The following is a 20,911-nucleotide window of genomic DNA, read 5'->3' on the forward strand; positions in this document are numbered from 1 at the left end:
CGCCGGGAGCGTCCCACACGGCGAGCCATCACACACACCTGTTCCTGACGCTGATTCGGCGGTGACGGTGGGGGTGAGCGGCCAGTAGTTCAGGGCCGGAACCCACGGTGACGGCGCCCGGAAATACCCGACCACATCGACCGACACATCCACCCCAACATCTGACCAGGGTGATCGTCCCGTTCCCAGCCAGTTTCGCGGTCACGGTCTGAGCAGTGGTTTGCCCGGCGTTGAGTGGGAGGGTGCCCGCGGCGGCGTCACCAGCAGGGTTCACTTCCAACCAGCCATCACCAGTGGTGCCTGACGCGATGATCGACACCACCACCGCCGTCACCCCACTGGCGGGGACACCACCCACACCAGCGACATTCACCGTCACGGGGTCATCGGCGGCGAGGCGGGCACACGGGGCACCGTCACACGTTCCAGCACCGGTGGTGGTGTCGACGATGCGGGTAGCGGGGACGGGGACGTATTGGCGGGCCGAGTCGTCTTGCCACGTCGTGGGCAGGACCGCGCTGGTCATGCGGTTCTCGGCATCAAACCCATACGTTGCGGTCGTTCCCGACGGATAAGTCATCGAGGTCCGGTTCCCGCGGGCGTCATAGCCGTAGGTGGTCGCGTCAGCGGGTGGGGTCCCACAATCCCCGCCCTCGACGGTTTGCGATGTCCAACACAAGCGTTGTGCGGGGTCGAACACCTGCAACACACCGTCCGCGTCGACCAGGTTCGTGGCCGCATCAAACCCGAACCCCTCACTCCCCGTCGAAGTGAGGCGGTCCCGGTCGTCATAGGCCCACGACTGGTTCTGACCAGCGACCACGCCGGTCCCGGTGACGGTGGTGACCTGGCCCTTCAAGTCACGGGGCCCATAGACGAGGCTGCCAAGCATCGTGGCACCGCGGTTCCATGTGACACCAACCATCCGATCAGCGCGGTCAAACGAGTACACGTCACGGTTTTGTGAGGACACCGGGAACACCGTTTCGGACCAGTTGCTGTTCTCGTCATAGCCAAACGTGGTTAGCCGCCCGGTCCAGTCCGTTACCGACTTCAACCGTCCGGCATCATCGAATTCTCTGGTCACCGTGTGGACTGGCCCGGATAGCCAATCGAGACCAGGTTTCCCGTGGCATCCCAGCCGTAGCTGGTGGTCCGAGCATTCACATCGGTGTGGGACTTCAACCTGGAACGCTGATCCCACACCCACATCTCAGTATCACCACCCCGCGACGCGTGGGTACGGCGACCAACCTGGTCATAGGTGACGGCAGTGACGTCTGGGGTGGCCGGGTCGGCGTAATCGACACCGGTCGGACGGCCCGCCAAGTCATACGCGTACGTGATGCAACCGGTCCGGGGTGCAACACAGGTGCCGCCAGGTTGGGTCACCGACCCCAGGTGGCCCTCATCGTTCCACGTGTAGCCCGTGGTCGCGTTGACCGGGTCGGTCACCGACTCGAGACGGCCAAGCCCGTCATAGTCATAGGTCCATTGGCCGTTCAGTTCGTTCACGAACCTGGTTCGGCGTCCATCAGGGTCATACTCATAGCTCCGTGCCCCCGGACCGGGCGGATCCACCACCTCGAGACGATCCACCACGTCAAACCCATAGGTCGTGACATCGCCTGTGGTGACCGTCGCTGACAACCCGGTCTCCACCCGGTTCATGTTCCCGTTGAGGTCGAAACCGGTCTTCACCCGGTTCCCCAACGGATCGGTCTCCTCGATCACCCGCCCAAACTCATCAGACACCAACCTGGTTTCCACAGGTCAGGGTCAGCGCCCACCAGATTGCCTTTCGGGGCCACCACCCACTCCAAACGCCCGATCGGGTCATAGCCCATCGACGTCTTGTTCCCCAACGGGTCCGTCACCGACACCATGTCCCCAGTTCCGGGATCATAGGAATACGCCCAGTGCTGGCTACGACCGTCGATCACCTCCACCAGATCATCGCGGTGCACCGGGTCATACACCAACGACGTCGACGCCTCATCAAGAGTGCCCACCGCGTCGACCACCGTCTCGGGCATCCCATCAGCGTTATAGGCAACCGTCGAGGTCACCACATTCACAGTCGAGGGCGGCAACGGGGCCGCGGTCTCACCCACCGACACCGACGTCACCTGATCAAACAAGTTGTAGGTCCAGCGAGTCACCCGACCCGACGCGTCACGGGCCATCTCACGGTTCCCACGCGCATCGTTCTCGAACACCACCACCCCAGCCGGGCTGGTGACCTGCTCCAACGCCAACGTCACCGGATCACGCACATAGGCAACCTCCTCCTCCAACGCTGTGCCCGGTGCCATCGTGCGGCCCGTACACACCCCAGCGGTGTCGTAGTGGTCGATGCGTTGACGCCCCGACGGAAACGTCACCACCGTCGACCCCGGACCCGGCGTAAAGAAATCAAACCTCGTCACCGAACCCGCCTCGTCGGTTTGAGTGTGCAGACGGCCCTGATGGTCATAGGAGTTCACCACCTCCGGACCCGCCGGCTGATGACGGGGCTTGCGCACCCGGATCACCCGATGCTCACCGTCATAGGCGAACGACCACACCCCGTCGCCAACATCGGTGAAAGACGTCAAATTGCCAGCCGGGTCATACCCGAACTGGATCGACCGATCTCCAACCAACGGATCGTCGGCCACCGAATCCAACCGGGCGCCGTCCCACTCGAAAACAAGACGCCGGCCCGCCTCGTCCTCCATGAACTCAACCTGCCCGCCCGGCCCATAAGACAATGTGGTCTCGTTGCCGAACTGGTCACCAAACCCCACCAGGAGACCAGCCGCATCAAACCGGAACACCTCGAAATGATTCCGGGTAAACACCCAACCCCCACCCGGACTCTCCACCAACCCGGCGCTGAACCGGCCCGGCGCCCCCCACACCCCGCCCGTCTTCGAGAACGGGACCGTCGCACCCGTCTCCTCCACCACCGTCACCGCATCAGACCCATCCACCCGCACCCGCATCGACAACAAAGACGACCACCCAAACCCCGTCGGCCCGTCCACCGCCGCATCCGACGACGAAAACATCAACCCAAACCCCAAACCAGCCCCACGACCAGACACCGACAAACCCGGCAACCCGAACCAGAAATTCCCCGTCCGAGTATCGATCGGATCACCCTCATCCGTCCGGGCTGCGCAAGAGCGCTTCAACGACCAGCCAGGACGATCCGTCTCGGTGTCGGGCCGGGTGCTCGTCGGGCACCTCGGTGGATTTCCCTCCACCACGGAACCATCAAGTTTTGAATAGAAGGTGCCCCTCCACTCAAGACCAGCACCGCCACCCGTCTCGTCGGTGGTCACCCGAACCACCACTTCGCGCCCCGACGCAGAATAATTGGTGAAAACCGGATAATCCGACGGTCCAAAGAACTTCCAGCCCGGCATCCCCGGAGTACTGCCATCAGCATGAACCGTGATCGGCCAACCCGACTCGTCCAACTCAGTCACACCATCGGCCGCGAACACCGTGTGCTCAACCGCGTACTCCGCCTGAAACCACCAATTCCACGCCACCAACGACGCCCGACCCGCCCGCTTCACCCGCAACGTCGCGCCCGCCGGAACCCACGCCCGCACAAACCGGACCGTCGGATCACCAGACTGCACGAACGTCGCCGTACGACCCGACGTACACCACAACCTCGGAGCCGACCCAGCGTCCTCCCCAGCCTCTACCGGAACCAGCACAGCCCCAATCAGGCCCAGATCCTCATCACCCCAAGGCGGCGGACCCTCCACCCCACCCACCGGACTGGCCAACACCAGCCCACCAATCAACAGAGAGAGAGAGAGAGAGCAGTCGCGCCCGACCAAACCTGGAACCCGTCATAACCCCTATTATCGGCACCCCTCCGCGGAACTTGAGCCGTCTAGCTGGGGGGACTGGGGACTGCGGGGGCGCTGGTCGACGCGGCCGTTAGTGGGTGTGGTCCCAGGGTTCGGGGTGGGCTACCTGGACTGCCGCGTACTTGTAGGACGGCTGGCGGGACTGGGGGTCGAAGGACGGGAAGGTGAGCTTGTTGGTGCGGGCGTCGTGCATGGACACGAACACCCGGCCCTGCCCGACGGTGGGGGTGACGTGGGCTCGGGCGATCATCCGCCCTCGGGCCGAACGCACCACCACCTCCTGGCCGCCTTCGATTCCCCGTTCGGCGGCATCGGCCGGGTCGATCTCGACCCAAGCCCCGTCGGGGGCCAAGGCCCGCAACGTCGCTGACTTGTCGGTACGGGTACCGGTGTGCCACTGGCTAGAAGAGCCCCGCCCCGTCAACAACACCAGCGGGTAGTTTCGACTAGGGCGCTCCAACGGTCGTTCGGGGTCGGCGGCCACCAGCTTGGCCCGACCATCGAGGGTGAAGAACCGGCCGTCGGTGAACAAGCGGCGCTGGGCTCGCGGGTCGGTGGCATCCACCTCGGTGCCGAGGTCGGGTTCCACTCGGTCACCTTCGCGGTAGGGCCATTGCACCACCGCCAAGTCAATCTCCTCGTAGCCCCGCACCCCGGTGATGTCACAAGGCTGACCGGCGCTCAACTCCTGAAGGATCGCGAACACCGCCTCGGGATCGGTCCAACGCGAGAACAGAGGGCCGCACCCCCAGGCGTCGGCCACGGCCCGGAAGATCCAGAAGTCGGCCAACGCCTGGCCGGGGGCGCGGGCCACCCGCTTCACCAGACCCAGCCGACGCTCGGAGTTGATGAACGTGCCCTCCTTCTCGGCCCAACCCGCGGCCGGCAACACCAGGTCGGCCCGCTCCGCGGTCTCGGTGGTGGTGTAGAGATCCTGCACCACCAAGAAGTCGAGCTTGTCGAGCAGATCACGAACATCGTCCTGGTTGATCCAAGAATGAGCGGTGTTGGTGGCCACGATCCACAAGGCCCGGATCTCACCGCGGTTGATGCCCTCGATGATTCGGTCATAGGCCCAGCTCGGTCCGTCGGGGATCACCTCTTCGCTGATGCCCAGGACCCCAGCCACCTTGGCCCGGTGCTCGGGCTTGGCGAAGTCGTGGCCACCGAGCAGGTTGGTGGTGTTGGAGAACAGCCGTGACCCCATGGCGTTGCACTGGCCGGTGATCGAGTTGGCCCCGGTTCCGGGCCGACCGATGTTGCCGGTCAGCAACGCCAGGTTGATGATGGCCTGAGCGGTCCGGGTGCCCTCGTGGCTCTGGTTGACGCCCATCGTCCACCACAGCGACACCCGCTCCCCGGTGCCGATGAGCTGGGCGGTGCGCTCCAGGTCCTCCCGGCTGATACCGGTCTCGGCGCACACCCGCTCGGGGTCGTAGTCCACCAGGTGGGCGACCAGTTCCGGGTAGCCACTGGTGTGGTCACGGACGAAGGCTTCGTCCACCCATCCGTTGGCCACCACCAGGTGAGCCAACCCGTTGAGCAGCACCAGGTCCGACTTGGGGTTGTTGGCCAGGTGGAGGGTGCCGGCCGAGGCCGTCTCGGTGCGGCGAGGGTCGACAACCACGATCTCGGGTGAGTGCGGGTTGCGGGCGATGTGCTCCCACATGATGGGGTGGGTGACGCACAGGTTGGACCCAACCAACACGATGACGTCGGACTCCTCGAAGTCCGCGTAGGTGTAGGGCGGGGCATCGAACCCGAAGGACTCCTTGTAGGCCGCCACCGAGGTGGCCATGCATTGGCGGGTGTTGCCGTCGCCGTGACGGATCCCCATCCCGAACTTGGCCAACGCCCCCAGGAACGCCATCTCTTCGGTCACGATCTGACCGGTGGAGATGAACGCCACCGACTCGGGCCCATGTTCGGCCTGGACCGCCTTCATCCTGGTTACGAAGGTGTCCAGAGCGGTCGACCAGTCGACGGGGCGGAGGTGGCCGTGGTCGTCTCGCAGCAGCGGCGTGATGGCTCGGTCGGGGGCCGCCAAGGGAACCAGGACCTCCCATCCCTTCGAGCAGGCCATACCCAGGTTGACCGGGTGTTCGTTGCTGGGAGTGAGGCCCACGGCCTCGCCGTCGCGCAGATGGACGTCGAGGCCACAGCCGGTGGCACAGAACCCACAGATCAGGCGGGTGGTGGCGGTGGGCTGGCGATCCTCGGGAACCTGGGGCAGTCCGAACCCAGGGCGCTGGCGGGCCAACCGATCGGTGAGAGGCCCGTCGCGCTGGGGACGAACCAGTGAGATCAGGTCCTTCATGCCCGGGCTCCTTCCAACTCCGACAGTGCCGGTTCCAAGTGAGGCTCCCGGTGCTGCGGGCCGGCGAAATGACGGGGAGCAACCGACGCCGAGAAGAAGAGGCGCCGGTCGGTGTACTCACCCAGCATGAACACCACCAGCGAGAACAGGCAAGCCAACGCCAAGCCGGGCCGGGCCAACGAAGTTTCATCGACGGGCACCCCGGCCAACGCGGCCCGAGCTACCAGCGGGATGACCACACCACCGAGCACGGTGGCTCCCACCCGCAGGCCCAACAGCGGCTTCAAAGGTCCGCTTAGCAGGCTCCGGGTGGCACCCAGGTCAGAGGATCGGGGCCGGGTCGCCGTACCGGGCCGCAGCACGAGGGCCTGGCCGATCAGGCTCACGACGGTCACCGCCACCGACACCGACAAGAGCACCCGTGCCGCGCTCAACGACGACGTGTGCGACGGCCACCCCAACGCCACCGCCGCCACCAACAAGGAACCACCGGCCAGAGCCGTCAGCCCGAAGCGGTTGGTGCTAGTGCGCACCCTCCACCAGGTTCGGCCCGTCACCGCGTAGAGCATCACCGAGCAGGCCAGCCCGGCCAGCCCCGCACCGGCGGCTGCGATCTCGAGCGCGGTCGTGACCCAACCGGCCATGCCGACCAGCGCGGAGAGGGCGTGAGCCACCCCGAGACCAGCGAAGGCCCCGAACGCCACGATCTCCCGGCTCAACCAGGAGTGACGGATACCGATCACGGCCCGCCACGCCTGCAACGGCCGGCCGAGGTGGCCGACCGACGCGGCCAGAGCCACCAGGGCCACACCCAGAGCGGTCACGGCCACCGCGTCGGGCACGGCGTCGGGGGAAACCACACCTAGACCCGCACCCACCGTCGAAGCCCCCACCGAAACCTGGGTGAGGGTGAGCATCACCGACAACGGGGTGTGCTCATGAGACGGGGCCAACACCCGGTGATCGGCGAAGTCCCCGGCCCCGACTGCTCCGGCCGCCACCCGACGAGACCGATACCGGGTGGTGGGCACCGTGAGGGTCGAGTCGGGCGCTCCGGGCACGAGCCTGGTTGCGGGTTCGGCCACCAGCTCGGCCCGCAACACCTCCACGTCGACCACGGTGATGGTGATGGCCCCGTTCGGGCAACCCTGCACGCAGGCCGGCGCCTCCCCCTCGGCCAGACGCCCGCGGCACATGTCGCACTTGCGCACGATGCCGAGATCGGCGTTGTAGAGCGGCACCTCATAGGGGCAGGTGAGGGTGCAGTAGGAGCAGCCGATGCACTGGTCGTCGAGGTGGGCGACGATCCCGGTGATCGGGTCCTTCTCGTAGGCGTCGACCGGGCAACCGGCCAGACACGCCGGTTCCACGCAGTGGTGGCACGCCGCGGTGACGGTGAGCACCGACGGTCCCGCCGGGGCGGTGCAGGTGGCGGTGGTGCCGTGGACGGTGGTGACCGCTCGCCACTGCTCGCCCTCGTCCAGCCCGTTCAGGTTGTTGCACGCCGACACGCACGCCTTGCAGCCGGTGCACGAGTCCAAGTCGACCTCGAAGGCGTACTGCTCGCCAACCCCAGGGGCCGCGGTGGGCAAACGGTCGGCCCACCACCGTTCCCCGGCCGGGATCAGATCGGCCTCGTGGACCCGGGCGAAGCGCTCCACCGGGGTCAGCTCCTGCTGGCGCCCCAACAACACGTCGATCGGGGTGAGCCCGGCCTCGATCGTGTCCGTCAGGCCACCGGAGGCCGAGCGCGTCCGTCCCAACTGCACCGGTACCGAGGTGGCCAAGGCCGCGGCGCTCACACCGACTCCTCGGGTGCGGTCCACCTCGAGGGGGGACACGGAGGTTGGAACGTCATCCTCCAAGACTGCCGACCCCGGGTTACCCACCCGTTTGGTCGGCGTTACATCGCAGACACACCGTCCTCACACCAGGCCCGACACCGTGTGCGGTTGATGATCGCTGCCTCGCGGCAACGGTCTCGTGATCTGATCAGCCGACGGCGAGGCGGTAGCCGCGGCGCATCACCGTCTCTATTCCGTCGGAGGCTGGGCCCAGACGGCGGCGAAGGCGACCTACCGTCACCTCCACGGCGTGATCATCGGCTCCGTTCGCCCACACCTGACGACGGAGCTCACCCTTCGAGACGACTGCTCCGGGGCGGCGGCTCAGCGCCGCCATGACCGCACGCTCTCGGTCGGTCAGCCACACCGGCTTTTCCCCGGCCACCACCAGGAGCCGGCCCTGGACCCGAACTTCGGACCCGGTGAGCATGAGCTCCACGGCCTGGGGAGCCAACGCGTGAGCGACGGTGGCGACCATTGCCCCCAACCGGGTCGATCGTGGGCTGTAGGGCGAGGACAACCCGAGCGATGTCAGACAGTCGGCGGTGGCCGGCCCAACCGCCACCGCCAACACGGTTCCGTCGGTGAAGGCCGCCTTCACCGCATCGAGGGCCTCCATCTGCTCGGCCAACGTCACGAAGTTACGGACCGCGGGCGGCGAGGTGAAGGTGACGGCATCAACGGTGCCATCGACCACCGAGGCGATCACCCGGTGGGCGGGCTGGGTGTCCTCGGGGAGCTCCCACCGGTAGACCGGCACGGGTATCACGTCGATGCCGGGGGACAGCTCGGCGACCGACTCGGCCAGCCGTAGGTCACCCGATCCGTCGAGCTGCACGGCGATACGGGTTCCGGCCTCGAGACCGTGGAACTTCTCGGATTCGAGGTGAGCGAGCAACTCGGAGAACCGACCCGACGGGGCCGTCCAGGTCACGTCGAGCCCGGTGGCCATGGCCACGCCCGACACCGATCGACCCCGAGCCAGGACAACCGGTCCGCTCAGTACTTCCAGCAGCTCATCGCCCAACTCGACGCTGTCGGCTTCTGTCAGCCACGCCCGGACCCCCACCGCGGTGGTGAGGATCACGACATCGGGCCGCCGGTCCACCAATGACCTGGTGGCGTCCAGCAAAGCGATCCGGTCGGTCACCGACTCGGTACGGATCACCGGCCCGTGCACCACGGTGGCTCCGAGGCGGGACAAAAGGGCAGCCTGCTCGTCGGCGCGGCGGTCGGCGGTGACGGCCACGGTGAATCCGGCGAGAGGTTCCAACTTCACCGCCAGAGCCTCACCCACTCGTGTTTCCGAGTGGTTTCGGGCCGATGACCCCGGCATGATCGCTGGCTCATGACCGGGCGACAACGGTCACATGGCCGGGGTGACCAGGGTGTCGGCAACCTCGACCACGCCGTCTGTGATCCGCACCGCCCACACCGCCAAGGCGGGGTCGCCTTCGGTCAGCCCTTCACCGGTATCGAGGCGGTAACGATGCTTGTCCAGCGGGGAGGCCACGTAACGGATGACAGCCCCGTCGTCATCGGCGTCGTTCCCCGACGCCACGGCGAGCGAACCGGTGATGCCGTGGGCCATCACGTTGGCGCCACTGCGGGGGTCGATGCCGCCGACCGCGGCCACCTCGGTGTCGGACAGTCGGAACACGGCTACGCACTCACCATCGACCAGAGCCCCGACGCCACGCCCCACGATCAGGTCAGCGAGGGGTGCCACCGGCACCCATGCCGCGGTCACGCCGTCACCGCCTCGAGGACCCGCTCGGTGCGGCCGGGGATCTTCTCGTCCGGTCGGGCCGGGCGGACCTGGCCCCGCTCCCGGATGAACACCACCGTCGGGTCGGGGGTGCCGGGCGAGTTGACGAAGGTGGAGAAGCGGGCCAGGCGGTCGGGGCGCTCCAGCGTGGCCGCCCACTCACACTCGTAGGTGTCGAGGTGGTGAGCCATGGCGGCGTCGAGCTCGTCGACCACACCCAGCACGTCCTCGAAGATCACGGCCCGAAGCCGGCTCAGACCGCCTTCGAGGCCCTCCACCCAGGTGCTGGTGCGCTGGAGCCGGTCGGCGGTGCGCACGTAGTACATGAGGTACCGGTCTATGGCGGCCACCAGCTCGTGGTCGGACAAGTCCTCGGCCAACAGGTCGGCGTGACGGGGCTGCTTACCGCCGTTGCCGCCCACGTAGAGGTTCCAGCCCCTCTCGGTGGCGATGACCCCGACGTCCTTGCTCTGGGCTTCGGCGCATTCACGGGCACAACCAGACACCGCCATCTTGATCTTGTGAGGAGAACGCAGGCCCTTGTAGCGGTTCTCCAAGAAGATGGCCATGGAAGTGGAGTCCTTGACGCCGTATCGGCACCAGGTCTCGCCGACGCAGGACTTCACCGTTCGCAGGGACTTGCCGTAGGCGTGACCCGACTCGAAGCCGGCGTCCACCAGTCGCCGCCAGATGTCGGGGAGCTGGTCGACGGTGGCACCGAACAGGTCGATGCGTTGGCCGCCGGTGATCTTGGTGTACAGGTCGAAGTCCCTAGCCACCTCACCGATCACGATCAGACCTTCGGGGGTGATCTCTCCGCCAGGGATGCGGGGCACCACCGAGTAGGTCCCGTCCTTTTGCATGTTGGCCAGGAATCGGTCGTTGGTGTCTTGGATGGCGGCCCGGTCGTCGTCGAGCACGTGCTCGTTGACCACGGTGGCCAGCACCGACCCGATGACCGGCTTGCAGATCTCACAGCCGTCACCGGTGCCGTGGGCTTCGATGACCTCGGCGAAGGTGCGGTACTGGTGGATGCGGACCAACTCGAACAGGTCGACCCGGGTGTAGGCGAAGTGGGGGCACAGGTCGGTGGAGACCTCGACGCCCTTGGCCCGCAGCGCCAGGTTGACCAGCGTGGTCATCTGGGGGACGCAACCACCACAACCCGAACCACCCTTGGTCACACAGGTGACAGCAGCCACGTCGGGGCAGCCCTTGGCCACCGCCTCCTCGATCTGACCCTTGGTCACGTTCTCACAGGTGCAGATCACGGCCTCGGCCGGCAGGGCGGCCAGGCCGCCGCCAGCCGCGGCGTCTCCCTCGGCCTGGGGGCCGCGGGCCAGGAGCATCGCCGGTTCCTCGGGCACCGGGGTGGTCCCGGTGATGACCTGCAAAAGCGACGGATAGGCGGAGGTGTCACCGACCAGGACCGAACCAAGGGCCCGGGTACCGTCAGCGGAGACGACCAGCTTCTCGTAGGTGCCGGTGAGCGGGTCGTCCCACACCAGGGCTCGGGCGTCGGGGTCGTTGCGATCGGCGTGAGGGTCACCGAGGCTGCCCACGTCCACACCCAGGAGCTTCAGCTTGGTGGAAAGGTCCGCTGACTCGAAGCGGGTCTCGGGTAGGTCCTCACCGCGGGCGGCAGCCACCAGGCGGGCAGCCAGGAGTCGGGCCATGGTGTAGCCGGGGGCCACCAGTCCGTAGACCCGTCCGCCCACCACCGCACACTCGCCGATGGCCGAGATGGCCGGGTCAGACGTGGTCATCACGTCGTCGACCAGGATGCCGCCCCGTTCACCGACCTCGAGGCCGCAGTCCCGGGCCAACTGATCCCGGGGCCGGATACCGGCCGAGAACACCACCAGGTCGGTGGGCAACGGGTCACCCTCGGCGAAGTTCACCGCGGTCACACCGTCGTCGCCCTCCACGCTGGCGGTGGCGACACCGGTGTGGACGTGAACCCCGAGCCCCTCGATGTGGGTCTTGAGGACCTCGCTGCCCCGGGCGTCGAGCTGCACCGGCATCAGGCCCGGCGCCATCTCCAACACGTGGGTCTCCAGCCCGAGGCCCAGAAGGGCGTTGGCGGCCTCCAACCCCAGCAGGCCACCGCCGACCACCACGCCCCGCTTCACGTCGGGGCGTTCGGCCGCCGCGGTGATGGCCTCGAGGTCCTCGATGGTGCGGTACACGAAGCGATCCGGGCCGGTGGCGCCGGGGATGGGAGGCACGAACGGGGATGAACCAGTGGCCAGGACCAGGTGGTCGTAGGGAAACGTTGCCCCCGATTCGGTGGTCACGGTTGCGGTGTCACGGTCGATGCCGGCCACGGCGTCGGCTAGGTGGAGGGTTATGCCGTGATCGGCGAACCAGGCTTCGGAGGTGAGGGCCAGGTCGTCGGCATTGCGGGTCTTGAACCACGACGTCAGGCCGACGCGGTCATAGGCCGGGCGGATCTCCTCTCCCAGCACCGTAACGGCCACCTCGGTGGTGGCACCGGCGTCGACCAGAGCCTGGAGCAGCTTCTGGCCCACCATGCCGTTCCCAACCACCACCAGGCGCAGCGGGCCGGCGGCTGGGTCACGACGATCGGAGTTCTGGTCCATTGACATGCCGACACCCAACACGGTCGCTGTCACGGGGCCGCGACACGCCGATGACGCCCGGGCGAACGCCATCACGCACCGCGCCGACCACCGATGTGCGTGTGCTCACACCCCTGTCCCCTGCGGTGTGAGCTTTCGTTCACGCGGACGTCCAGGTCGGGCCGCGGTCAGCTCTGGTTCTTGGAGATGCCCAGGTTGTCGTAGATGGCGGTGATCGAGTCGGCCCGGTTCATGGCGTACAGGTGGATCCCTGGTACCCCCATCTCCAAGAGGGCCGCAACCAGATCGGTGGCCACCTCCACCCCCAGCTTGCGGGTGGCGTCGGGATCGCCATCTACCTGGTCCATCCGTTCCTGGAGCCAAGCCGGGATGTTGGTGTTGTTCACCGCCGACATGCGCCGGGCGCCGGCGACGTTCACGAACGGCATGACCCCGGGCAGGACCGGGGTGCGACAGCCGAGGTCGTCCAACTCGGAGACCATCCGCTCGTAGTGCTCGACCTCCCAGAAGAACTGGGACATCCCGAAATCGGCCGACGCCAACTTGGCGGCCAGGTGGGTCCGGTCGCTTTCCCGGTCAGGCGAACGGGGGTGCACTTCGGGGAACGCGGCCACGGCCACCGAGAAGTGGTCGACATCGTGAACCAACTCGACCAGCTCGGAGGCAAAGGTGAAATCGCCGCCGGCATCGGAGCCGTCCGCAGGCGGGTCTCCGGCCAGAGCCAACACGTTGTGTATCCCCGCCGATCGATAGTCCTCGAGCAGGGACAGCAGATCGCTGCGGGTATGGCCCACACAGGTGAGATGTGGCATGGCCGGGAACGCCTGCTCGTCGTTGATCCGCACCACGACATCTCGGGTGGTGGAACGGGTCGAACCGCCCGCCCCGTAGGTGACCGACACGAAATCTGGGCTCAGCTCACCCAGAGAACGGACAGTCTCATCCAACGCCACCAACCCCTCAGGCGTCTTGGGCGGGAAGAACTCGAATGACCACGTGGGGCCAGCGGCGAGAAGGTCAGAGATCCGGGTCATGGTGGGCAACGATCCTACCGACCCGACGCCAGCCTTCCGGTCGAAAACAAGTGGTGGAAACGCGGGCGCGAGTCGGCATAATCGTCCGGCACCGCTGAGGGGTACCGGTGCCTCTTGTCGTCCGCTGAGAAAGGACGCCTCCACGGCGCCGCCCATGTCCTCTGACCATGCCATCGAAGCCCGCGGGCTCGTCAAGCGCTTCGGCCCCAAGACCGCGCTGGGCGGCATAGATCTGACCGTGCCCACCGGCACGGTGACCAGCGTGCTCGGCCCCAACGGGGCCGGCAAGACCACCGCGGTGCGGATCCTCACCACCTTGAGCATCCCCGACGAAGGCACCGCCACCGTGGCGGGGTTCGACGTCTCCAGCCACCCCACCGAGGTTCGTCGGCGCATCGGTCTCACCGCCCAGGACACCACCGTCGACGGGCTCCTCACCGGACGCCAGAACCTGGTGATGATCGGTGAGCTCCACCACCTCGGCCGGGCCGTAGCCCAACGCCGGGCCGACGAACTGCTCGAAGAGTTCTCCCTCTCCGACGCCGCCGACCGGGTGGTCAGCGGGTACTCCGGCGGCATGCGCAGACGCCTCGACATCGCCGCCACCCTGGTGGCCGACCCCGAGGTGCTGTTCCTCGACGAGCCCACCACCGGCCTCGACCCCCGGGCCCGCAACGAACTGTGGGACGTACTCGACACCCTGGTCGACCGGGGCACGACCATCTTGTTGACCACCCAGTACCTGGAAGAGGCCGACCGTCTCGCCGACGACATCGTGGTGGTCGACCATGGCCAGATCATCGCCCAGGGCGACGCCCGCTCGCTCAAGCGTCAGGTGGGTGGCGATCAGATCCAGGTGGTGGCGTCGAGGGCAGACCAACTCGACGCCGTCGTGGTCATTCTGGCCCGGGCCAGCGCTGGCGAGCCGGCCGTCGACGCCTCGTCCCGCTCGGTCACCGCCCCCACCTCAGACGGAGTTTCGGCCTTGGCCGCCGTGGCCAGCGCCCTCCACGCCGAGGGGATCGAGGTCGACGACCTCGGTCTGCGCCAACCCACCCTCGACGAGGTGTTCCTCACCCTCACCGGAACCCCCGCCACCGACGAAGAGCCCGAGGAGTCCACCCGATGACCGCCGTAGCCGTTCGAGAGTCCGCCGCGCCGTCGGCCCACGACCGTAAGGGGTCGATGTTCAGCGACATCTGGGTGATCGCCAAGCGCGGGCTGGTGCACATGCGCCGTCAGCCCGAGGCCCTCAGCGACGCCACCATCCAGCCCGTCATGTTCGTGCTGCTGTTCGCGTACGTGTTCGGCGGGGCCATCGCCGTCCCCGGGGGAGGCAGCTACCGGGAGTTCCTGATGGGAGGCATCTTCGCCCAGACCATCGTGTTCTCTGCCTTCGGTGTGGCCATCGGCATCGCCAACGACCGCAAGAACGGTGCCATCGACCGGTTCCGGTCCCTGCCCATCTGGCGCGGTGCGGTGCTGGGCGGTCACGCCCTGGCCAACCTGTTCAAGGCCATGCTGCCCATCATCTTGATGTCGCTGTGCGGGCTCCTGGTCGGGTGGCGCATCCGCTCGGGGCTGATCGATGCCGTGTCGGGCTACGTGTTGATGATCGCCTTCTCCTTCGCCATGGTGTGGGTCGGGGTGCTGCTGGGCAGCCTGGTCGCCACCCCCGAAGGGGTGACGGGCATAGCGTTCGCCGCCCTGTTCCCCATCACCTTCGTGGCCAGCACCTTCGTACCGGTCAGCTCCATGCCCGGCCCGCTCAAGGTGGTGGCCCAGTGGAACCCGACGACCACTCTGGCCGACGCCCTGCGTGAAGCCTTCGGCAACCCCAACACGCCGGTGCAGGCGGGAGACCCCTGGTCCATCGCCAACCCCACGCTCTACACCTGGATCTGGATCGTGGGGATCGTGGCCGTGTGCGCTCCCCTGGCCATCCGCGCCTACCAGCGCAGCCACGCCGACTGAACGTTCAGCTCGTCGGGGCAGATCGCCGTTCGGCGGCTTCCACCGCGTTGCGGAACAACATGGCGATGGTGGTGGGGCCCACTCCACCCACCCGGGGGGTGATGGCGCCAGCCACGTCCTCGCAGCTCTCGTCCACGTCGGGCAGGAGCTTGCGACCCTCGTAGCGGACACCGCCCCCGACCACCACCGCTCCGGGGGTGATGTGTTCGGGGCGCAAGATGCCGGGAACACCGGCGGCGGCGATCACGATCCCGGCCCGGCGGGTGTAGTCGGCCCAGTTGGGGACCCCGGTGTGGACCACGGTCACGGCGGCGTTGGCCGTCGGGCGTTTCTGGGACAACAGCAGCGCCAACGGACGACCCAGGGTGGTGCCACGGCCCAGGATGCACACCTCGTGACCCGACACCGGGATCTCGTAGTGGGAGAGCAGGGCCTCGATGCCCGCTGGGGTGCACGGCACCGGGCCCGGCATGCCCAAGGCCAGCCGCCCCATGTTCACCGGGTGTAGCCCGTCGACGTCCTTGTCTGGGTCCAGTGCCAACAGGGCGGCATCGAAATCGATCTGGGGCGGGGTGGGGTGCTGGATCAGCACCGAGTCGACATCGTCGGCATCGTTCATCTGGCCGATGGCGGCCAGCACGTCGGCCTGAGTGGCGTCATCGGGCAGGTGGATGTGCGGCGAGGTGAAGCCCAGCGACTCGGCCTTCTCCATCTTCATACGGATGTAGCCGGCACTGGCCGAGTCTCCGCCGACCAGGATCGTGCCCAGACCGGGGCGATGACCGGCGGCCACCAGGGCCGCGATCCGGGGCTCGAGGTCGGCGAACACCGCCTCGGCCACCGGGGCCCCGGGCATCATCCGTGCTGCCATGGTTCTGATCCTCCTCCGGCCGACCCCGGCCGGGCGGCACCGATGTGCCATCGTCGCACGACCGGCCCGGGGTCCCGCCATCTGACCCGACGAGGTCGAGGCGACGCCCCCCTCGGCAGGGTCAGGCCGGGACGAGCGCGAAGAGGTTGAGATCGTTCCAGAGGTACGACGCGATCTCAGGCCAGAACGGGCCGCCAGCGTCGAGGTTCACCGTGTGACCGGTCCCCTCGTTGTGGTACAGCGAGCACTTGCCGCCGCCCTGGGAGACGTTCGTGCAGGTCTGGAGCGCCACCTCGATCGAGTCGCCGGTGACGGTGTCGGTCGAGTAGTGGAACATGTGGATCGGTGCGTCGGCGGGGGTCACCGTGACCACCCCGTTCTCGAAGCCGAGCCGCAGGTTCACCCCGGTCGACACGGCCGAGGCGATCTTGGGCGAGTGAGCGCCCAGCGGCCCGCCAGGCGTGGGATCGTCCATCACCGCCGTCCCCATGGCGATGGCACCGCCGGCCGAGCTGCCGACCATGGCAATGCGGGTGGTGTCGATCTGGTAGGTCGAAGCGACCGAGCGGGCCCAACGCGCCGACTCCATCCCGTCGTCGATCGCGTCGAGGATGGCGCTCAGGTAGCGGCCCATGTCGAAGGGGCCCGCCCCAGGGTCCAGGCGGTAGCTGATGGTGGCGGCCACGAACCCACGGCGGGCGTAGCTACGGGCGGCACTGGCCATCGACGTCCGGCTCCCCGATGTGAACCCTCCGCCGTGGATGGCGATGACCATCGGGCGCAGGGTGGGTCCGGCATCAGCGGGCGGAAGGTAGAGGTCGAGTCCCAGGTTGATCATGGTCCCGGCGGCGTTCTCGACCGTGGCGTACACGACGTTGCTCACCGTGGTGAGCTGGGCATCGGTGTAGATCTGGGTCGAGTACCGACCGCTGGCGGGAACGGGCCGGCATGATGCGAGACCCACCAGCAGCACCACCGCCGCCACCATCAACGCCGTCGAACGCAACACACCCTTGGACACCACAGCCCCCTCTGGCCTGAGCACCGCTACCCGATCGGACACCGGTTCGGGCGAAGAAGGTACCAGTTGGGAAGGTTACGAGGGCGGGGCGCAACCGAGCCCGCCCTGAAGGCTCCGCCTCTCGGCGGGCGCAGGTTCAGGCGGAGGCGACGGCTACCGGCGCCGAGGAAGCGACCGTGTCGAGCTGCTCCATGAGCTGACGGGCCGCCGTCGTGATCCGGTCGGCCCAGATGCGGTACACCTGCGGGCCGGGGTGGAAGCGGTCGGCGCACAGCAGCTCGCGCCCGGCAGCCCGGCTGAGGTCGGCGGGCATGGTGGCCACGTCAGCCGTGATGGCATGGGGGTGGCGGTCGACGACCCGGCGGCGGGCGGCGTCGAAGTAGCGGGCCCGACGCCCGGCCAACCAGCGCAACGGCTGGCCGATGCGGTCGGCCATGGTGATGTCGGGCATGGACATCACCACGGTGGGAGCCGGAGCGGTGGCGGCCAGGATTGTGTCGAGCCGACGGGCGTAGCGGTGACGGGACGAAGCCGACGCCACGTCGTTGGCGCCCACGCTGATCACCACCAGGTCGGTGGGTTCGAGTCGGGGAAGCTGATCTTCGACCACGTCCTTCGCCTTGGCCCCCGACACCGCCAGGATCCGGAGGTCGACGGGCCGTTGGAGCAGTCGGGCCACGACCATCGCCGGGGTCTCCTCCACCGCGTCGGCACCGACACCGGCGGCCAGGCTGTCACCCAGCCATGTGACCCGCAGCGGAGTGGGGTCTTCGACGTTCTGATCGGCCAGGAAGGCGTCGGTGGCCACCACGTCCGGAGCAACCCCGGGGTGACGGCGGGCCCGCCGGACCTGCACGGCACAAACCGCGAAGGCGGCCCCGCCCATCACCGGGCCGACACCGACCCCGACGACGATGCTGGCCAGGGCCCAGGGGCCGAGTCCCGAGCGAATGGTGGGGGCGGGGGTGGGAGCGATGTACTGCATGGCGCTGCCTCGTGGAGCTGGGTGCCTGGTGCCGACACCGTTGGGCAACAGTAGGAATCGACAGGTTTCGCGACCTACTTGATCAACTCGCTGACAGTGGTGATTTCCGCCACACCCCGTAACCCTGCGGGCTGCGCCAAAGACACTCAGAGACTGAGCCAAGAGCCGGCACGGCACGAAGTGCCGGCACGGCAGACCGTGAACCGTTTGCACAATGCGAGCTTGCGAGCGATTGGGCAAACGCCGTCAAGCCGCCGCAACGAAGTGAGGACCGGGCTTGACGGAACCAGAAATCGTCCGCCAAAGGCGGTCCACGAGAAACGCACAGCGTGCTGCACCAAAGACACTCAGAGACTGAGCCGAGAGCGGGCACGGCACGAAGTGCCGTGCCGGCCATCAGTGCTTGAACTGGCGCTCTCCGGTGAAGAGCATGGCCACACCCAACTCGTCGGCCCGGGCGATGTTGGCCTCGTCCTTGACCGATCCTCCGGGCTGGACGATCACGGCCACACCGGCAGCGGCGGCCGCCTCGATACCATCGGGGAACGGGTAGAAAGCATCGCTGGCACAGGCGCCACCGGCGGCCCGACCCGCGGCCTTCTCCGCCGCGATCTGGCCGGCTTCGACCCGGTTCTGCTGACCGGCCCCGATACCCCAGGCCACGCCGTCCTTGGCCAGCACGATCGAGTTGGAGGTGACCGCGGCACAGATCCGGAAGGCCAGGGCGGCATCGGCCCGCTCGGCCTCGGTGGGCTGGCGGCTGGTGACCACCCGCCATTCGGCGGGAAGCGTGACCAGACGGTGCGGCTCCTGCACCAGCCATCCACCCGAGATCGGTCGCAGGTGGCGCGAGGCGGGCGTGGGAGCTACCGCCTCCAACAGGCGGGTGTTCTTGCGCTTGGCTTGAAGGCGCTCCACCACACCGGGGCCGTAGCCGGGAGCGATCACAACATCGGCTTGAGCGGCAGCCACCATGGCCTCGACGGTGGCATCGTCGACGGGCTGGTTGAGGGCCACGATGCCCCCGAATGCCGACCGGGGGTCGCAGTCGAAGGCCTTGGCGTAGGCGTCGGCCAGGGTGTCGGCGACCGCGGCGCCGCACGGGTTGGCGTGCTTGATGATGGCCACCGCCGGACGGGACGGCGTGACCGAGCCACCGAGCGACCCCAGATCGTGGGCCAACAACCAGGCCGCATCGGCATCGAACAGGTTGAGGTAGCTGAGAGCCATGCCGCCGTGCTGGGTGGCGGTGGCCCACCACGGATCGGCGCCCTGGTCGCGGTAGAGGGCCGCGGCCTGGTGGGGGTTCTCGCCGTAGCGCAGGGTCCGGTCCTCGCGGGTGGCGGCCACGTGCAGGGTGGGAGCCAGCAGGTCGCCGGCCTCGGCATCGAACCAGGCCACCACGCCGGCGTCGTAGGCCGCGGTGTGGGCGAAGGCGGTGCGGGCCAGGCGGCGACGGGTCTCAGCCGACAGGCCGCCATTCTCGGCGATCTCGGCCAACACCACCGGATACTCAGCCGGGTCCACCACCACGCCGACCTGAGCGTGGTTCTTGGCCGCGGCCCGGGTCATGGCCGGTCCGCCGATGTCGATGAGGTCCTCGGCCGTGCCACCTCCATGGGTGAACGCGGCCGGATCCGAACCGAACGGATACAGGTTGGTGACCACCAGGTCGATCGGCTCGATGCCGTGGGCTTCCATGTCGGCCAGGTGATCGGCCTTGGTCCGGTCGGCCAGGATCCCGCCGTGCAGCTTGGGATGCAGGGTCATGACCCGATGCCCGAGGATGGCCGGGAACCCGGTGAGGGTCTCGGTGTCGGTCACGGTCAGGCCGGCGTCGCGCAGGGCAGTGGCCGTACCTCCACTGGACACGAGGTCCCAGCCCAGGTCGGCCAGGCCCGCGGCTAGCTCGACGATGCCGGTCTTGTCGTACACGGAGAACAGCGCCCTCATGGCGTGGTGTCCCTTCTGGGATTGGTGGTGTGGGAGCGGATGGTGTGGGAGCGGGTGATCACGGAAGTACCGTCCCCCGCTCGAGGATGGCCAGCACGGTCTCGGGGTAGAGACGTCGTTCCACGTCCTTGATCCGTTCGTGCAAGCTCGACTCGGTGTCCTCGGGTAGGACCGGAACCGCGGCCTGGGCCAGGATCGGGCCGGTGTCGACGTCGAGCCCGGCCACGTGCACGGTGCAGCCCGAGACCTTGACCCCGTAGTCCAAGGCGTCACGCACGGCGTGCCATCCCTTGAACGAAGGGAGCAGCGCCGGATGCGTGTTGAGAATCCGCTCGGGGAAGGCGTCGTGCATGGGCTGGGACAGGATGGTGCCGAAACCGGCCATCACCACCAAGTCGATGCCGTGGCGGCCCAGCTCGCGGGCCAGTCGAGCGCAATAGTCATCACGGTCGAAATCAGGGGCGAAGCTGGCGCGTTCCACCAGTTCGGCGGGGATGTCACGGTCGGCGGCCAAGCCCAGACCGGGACAGGGGCGGTCGGCCACCACCAACGCCACCGGGACCCCGGCGTCGAGCATGGCGGTGAGGATGCTCCCCGTTCCTGACACCAGCACCGCGACACGCACGGGATCCGACGCTACCGAGTGAGCCCGACCGGCCCCCAACC

Annotated in this window: 16 protein-coding genes; 2 read left to right on the forward strand and 14 right to left on the reverse strand. The window is 67.8% G+C overall.

Features of this window, described 5'->3' with window-relative positions:
• Positions 1-28: 28 nt before the first annotated feature.
• From IPG97_03760 to IPG97_03800, 9 genes are all read right to left on the reverse strand, one after another.
• Positions 29-1,057, reverse strand: coding sequence for an RHS repeat protein (locus IPG97_03760; GenBank protein MBK6855686.1), 1,029 nt, complete (start codon positions 1,055-1,057; stop codon positions 29-31).
• A 26-nt stretch (positions 1,058-1,083) separates the two neighbouring features.
• The gene (locus IPG97_03765) at positions 1,084-1,755 is read right to left on the reverse strand and encodes an RHS repeat protein (GenBank protein MBK6855687.1); all 672 of its coding nucleotides are present in this window, start codon (positions 1,753-1,755) and stop codon (positions 1,084-1,086) included.
• Positions 1,731-3,053 (reverse strand): RHS repeat protein, encoded by a 1,323-nt coding sequence (locus IPG97_03770; GenBank protein ID MBK6855688.1) that lies wholly within the window; start codon positions 3,051-3,053, stop codon positions 1,731-1,733. Before IPG97_03770 ends, IPG97_03765 begins: the two co-directional genes overlap by 25 nt.
• 892 nt (positions 3,054-3,945) lie before the next feature.
• Positions 3,946-6,192, reverse strand: a complete 2,247-nt coding sequence (locus tag IPG97_03775) for a nitrate reductase (protein ID MBK6855689.1) — start codon at positions 6,190-6,192, stop codon at positions 3,946-3,948.
• Complete coding sequence (locus IPG97_03780) at positions 6,189-7,994, reverse strand: dimethyl sulfoxide reductase anchor subunit (GenBank protein MBK6855690.1); 1,806 nt, start codon at positions 7,992-7,994, stop codon at positions 6,189-6,191. Before IPG97_03780 ends, IPG97_03775 begins: the two co-directional genes overlap by 4 nt.
• Positions 7,995-8,184: 190 nt before the next feature.
• Positions 8,185-9,315: a uroporphyrinogen-III synthase gene (locus tag IPG97_03785; GenBank protein ID MBK6855691.1), complete on the reverse strand. Its 1,131-nt coding sequence runs from the start codon at positions 9,313-9,315 to the stop codon at positions 8,185-8,187.
• An 87-nt stretch (positions 9,316-9,402) separates the two neighbouring features.
• Positions 9,403-9,786 (reverse strand): nitrite reductase (NAD(P)H) small subunit, encoded by a 384-nt coding sequence (locus tag IPG97_03790; protein MBK6855692.1) that lies wholly within the window; start codon positions 9,784-9,786, stop codon positions 9,403-9,405.
• Positions 9,783-12,407, reverse strand: a complete 2,625-nt coding sequence (gene nirB / locus IPG97_03795) for a nitrite reductase large subunit (protein MBK6855693.1) — start codon at positions 12,405-12,407, stop codon at positions 9,783-9,785. Before nirB ends, IPG97_03790 begins: the two co-directional genes overlap by 4 nt.
• A 167-nt stretch (positions 12,408-12,574) precedes the next feature.
• A complete protein-coding gene (locus IPG97_03800; protein MBK6855694.1) occupies positions 12,575-13,441 on the reverse strand; it encodes a methylenetetrahydrofolate reductase in 867 nt (288 codons plus the stop codon).
• 154 nt (positions 13,442-13,595) lie between these two features.
• On the opposite strand from IPG97_03800, the gene IPG97_03805 reads away from it, so the two are divergent.
• Together IPG97_03805 and IPG97_03810 are read left to right on the forward strand one after the other, a co-directional pair.
• A complete protein-coding gene (locus IPG97_03805; protein ID MBK6855695.1) occupies positions 13,596-14,570 on the forward strand; it encodes an ATP-binding cassette domain-containing protein in 975 nt (324 codons plus the stop codon).
• Complete coding sequence (locus tag IPG97_03810) at positions 14,567-15,415, forward strand: ABC transporter permease (protein MBK6855696.1); 849 nt, start codon at positions 14,567-14,569, stop codon at positions 15,413-15,415. The genes IPG97_03805 and IPG97_03810 overlap by 4 nt, the downstream gene beginning before the upstream one ends.
• Positions 15,416-15,419: 4 nt before the next feature.
• Here the strand turns inward: IPG97_03810 and IPG97_03815 are convergent, their stop codons facing one another.
• The 5 genes from IPG97_03815 to IPG97_03835 all read right to left on the reverse strand — a co-directional run bounded on the left by IPG97_03815 (position 15,420) and on the right by IPG97_03835 (position 20,909).
• Complete coding sequence (locus tag IPG97_03815; GenBank protein MBK6855697.1) at positions 15,420-16,286, reverse strand: bifunctional 5,10-methylenetetrahydrofolate dehydrogenase/5,10-methenyltetrahydrofolate cyclohydrolase; 867 nt, start codon at positions 16,284-16,286, stop codon at positions 15,420-15,422.
• A 121-nt stretch (positions 16,287-16,407) separates the two neighbouring features.
• On the reverse strand, positions 16,408-17,331 hold the full coding sequence (locus IPG97_03820; GenBank protein ID MBK6855698.1) for an alpha/beta hydrolase: 924 nt from the start codon (positions 17,329-17,331) through the stop codon (positions 16,408-16,410).
• A gap of 112 nt (positions 17,332-17,443) precedes the next feature.
• Complete coding sequence (locus tag IPG97_03825) at positions 17,444-18,292, reverse strand: SGNH/GDSL hydrolase family protein (protein MBK6855699.1); 849 nt, start codon at positions 18,290-18,292, stop codon at positions 17,444-17,446.
• Between the two features lie 396 nt (positions 18,293-18,688).
• Positions 18,689-20,245 carry a bifunctional phosphoribosylaminoimidazolecarboxamide formyltransferase/IMP cyclohydrolase gene (gene purH, locus IPG97_03830; protein ID MBK6855700.1) on the reverse strand — a complete coding sequence of 519 codons (1,557 nt, stop codon included), beginning with the start codon at positions 20,243-20,245 and terminating at the stop codon, positions 18,689-18,691.
• A 58-nt stretch (positions 20,246-20,303) separates the two neighbouring features.
• Positions 20,304-20,909 (reverse strand): phosphoribosylglycinamide formyltransferase, encoded by a 606-nt coding sequence (locus IPG97_03835; protein ID MBK6855701.1) that lies wholly within the window; start codon positions 20,907-20,909, stop codon positions 20,304-20,306.
• Positions 20,910-20,911 lie beyond the last annotated feature (2 nt).

This window comes from Microthrixaceae bacterium (assembly GCA_016702505.1).
Lineage (GTDB): Bacteria > Actinomycetota > Acidimicrobiia > Acidimicrobiales > Iamiaceae > Aquihabitans.

Excerpts from the sequence above, each read along its gene's own strand:
- IPG97_03770 (MBK6855688.1), bottom strand. The coding sequence starts at position 3,053 with ATGTTTTCGTCGTCGGATGCGGCGGTGGACGGGCCGACGGGGTTTGGG.
- IPG97_03775 (MBK6855689.1), bottom strand. The coding sequence starts at position 6,192 with ATGAAGGACCTGATCTCACTGGTTCGTCCCCAGCGCGACGGGCCTCTC.
- nirB (MBK6855693.1), bottom strand. The coding sequence starts at position 12,407 with ATGGACCAGAACTCCGATCGTCGTGACCCAGCCGCCGGCCCGCTGCGC.
- IPG97_03800 (MBK6855694.1), bottom strand. The coding sequence starts at position 13,441 with ATGACCCGGATCTCTGACCTTCTCGCCGCTGGCCCCACGTGGTCATTC.
- IPG97_03805 (MBK6855695.1), top strand. The coding sequence starts at position 13,596 with ATGTCCTCTGACCATGCCATCGAAGCCCGCGGGCTCGTCAAGCGCTTC.
- IPG97_03810 (MBK6855696.1), top strand. The coding sequence starts at position 14,567 with ATGACCGCCGTAGCCGTTCGAGAGTCCGCCGCGCCGTCGGCCCACGAC.
- IPG97_03815 (MBK6855697.1), bottom strand. The coding sequence starts at position 16,286 with ATGGCAGCACGGATGATGCCCGGGGCCCCGGTGGCCGAGGCGGTGTTC.
- IPG97_03825 (MBK6855699.1), bottom strand. The coding sequence starts at position 18,292 with ATGCAGTACATCGCTCCCACCCCCGCCCCCACCATTCGCTCGGGACTC.
- purH (MBK6855700.1), bottom strand. The coding sequence starts at position 20,245 with ATGAGGGCGCTGTTCTCCGTGTACGACAAGACCGGCATCGTCGAGCTA.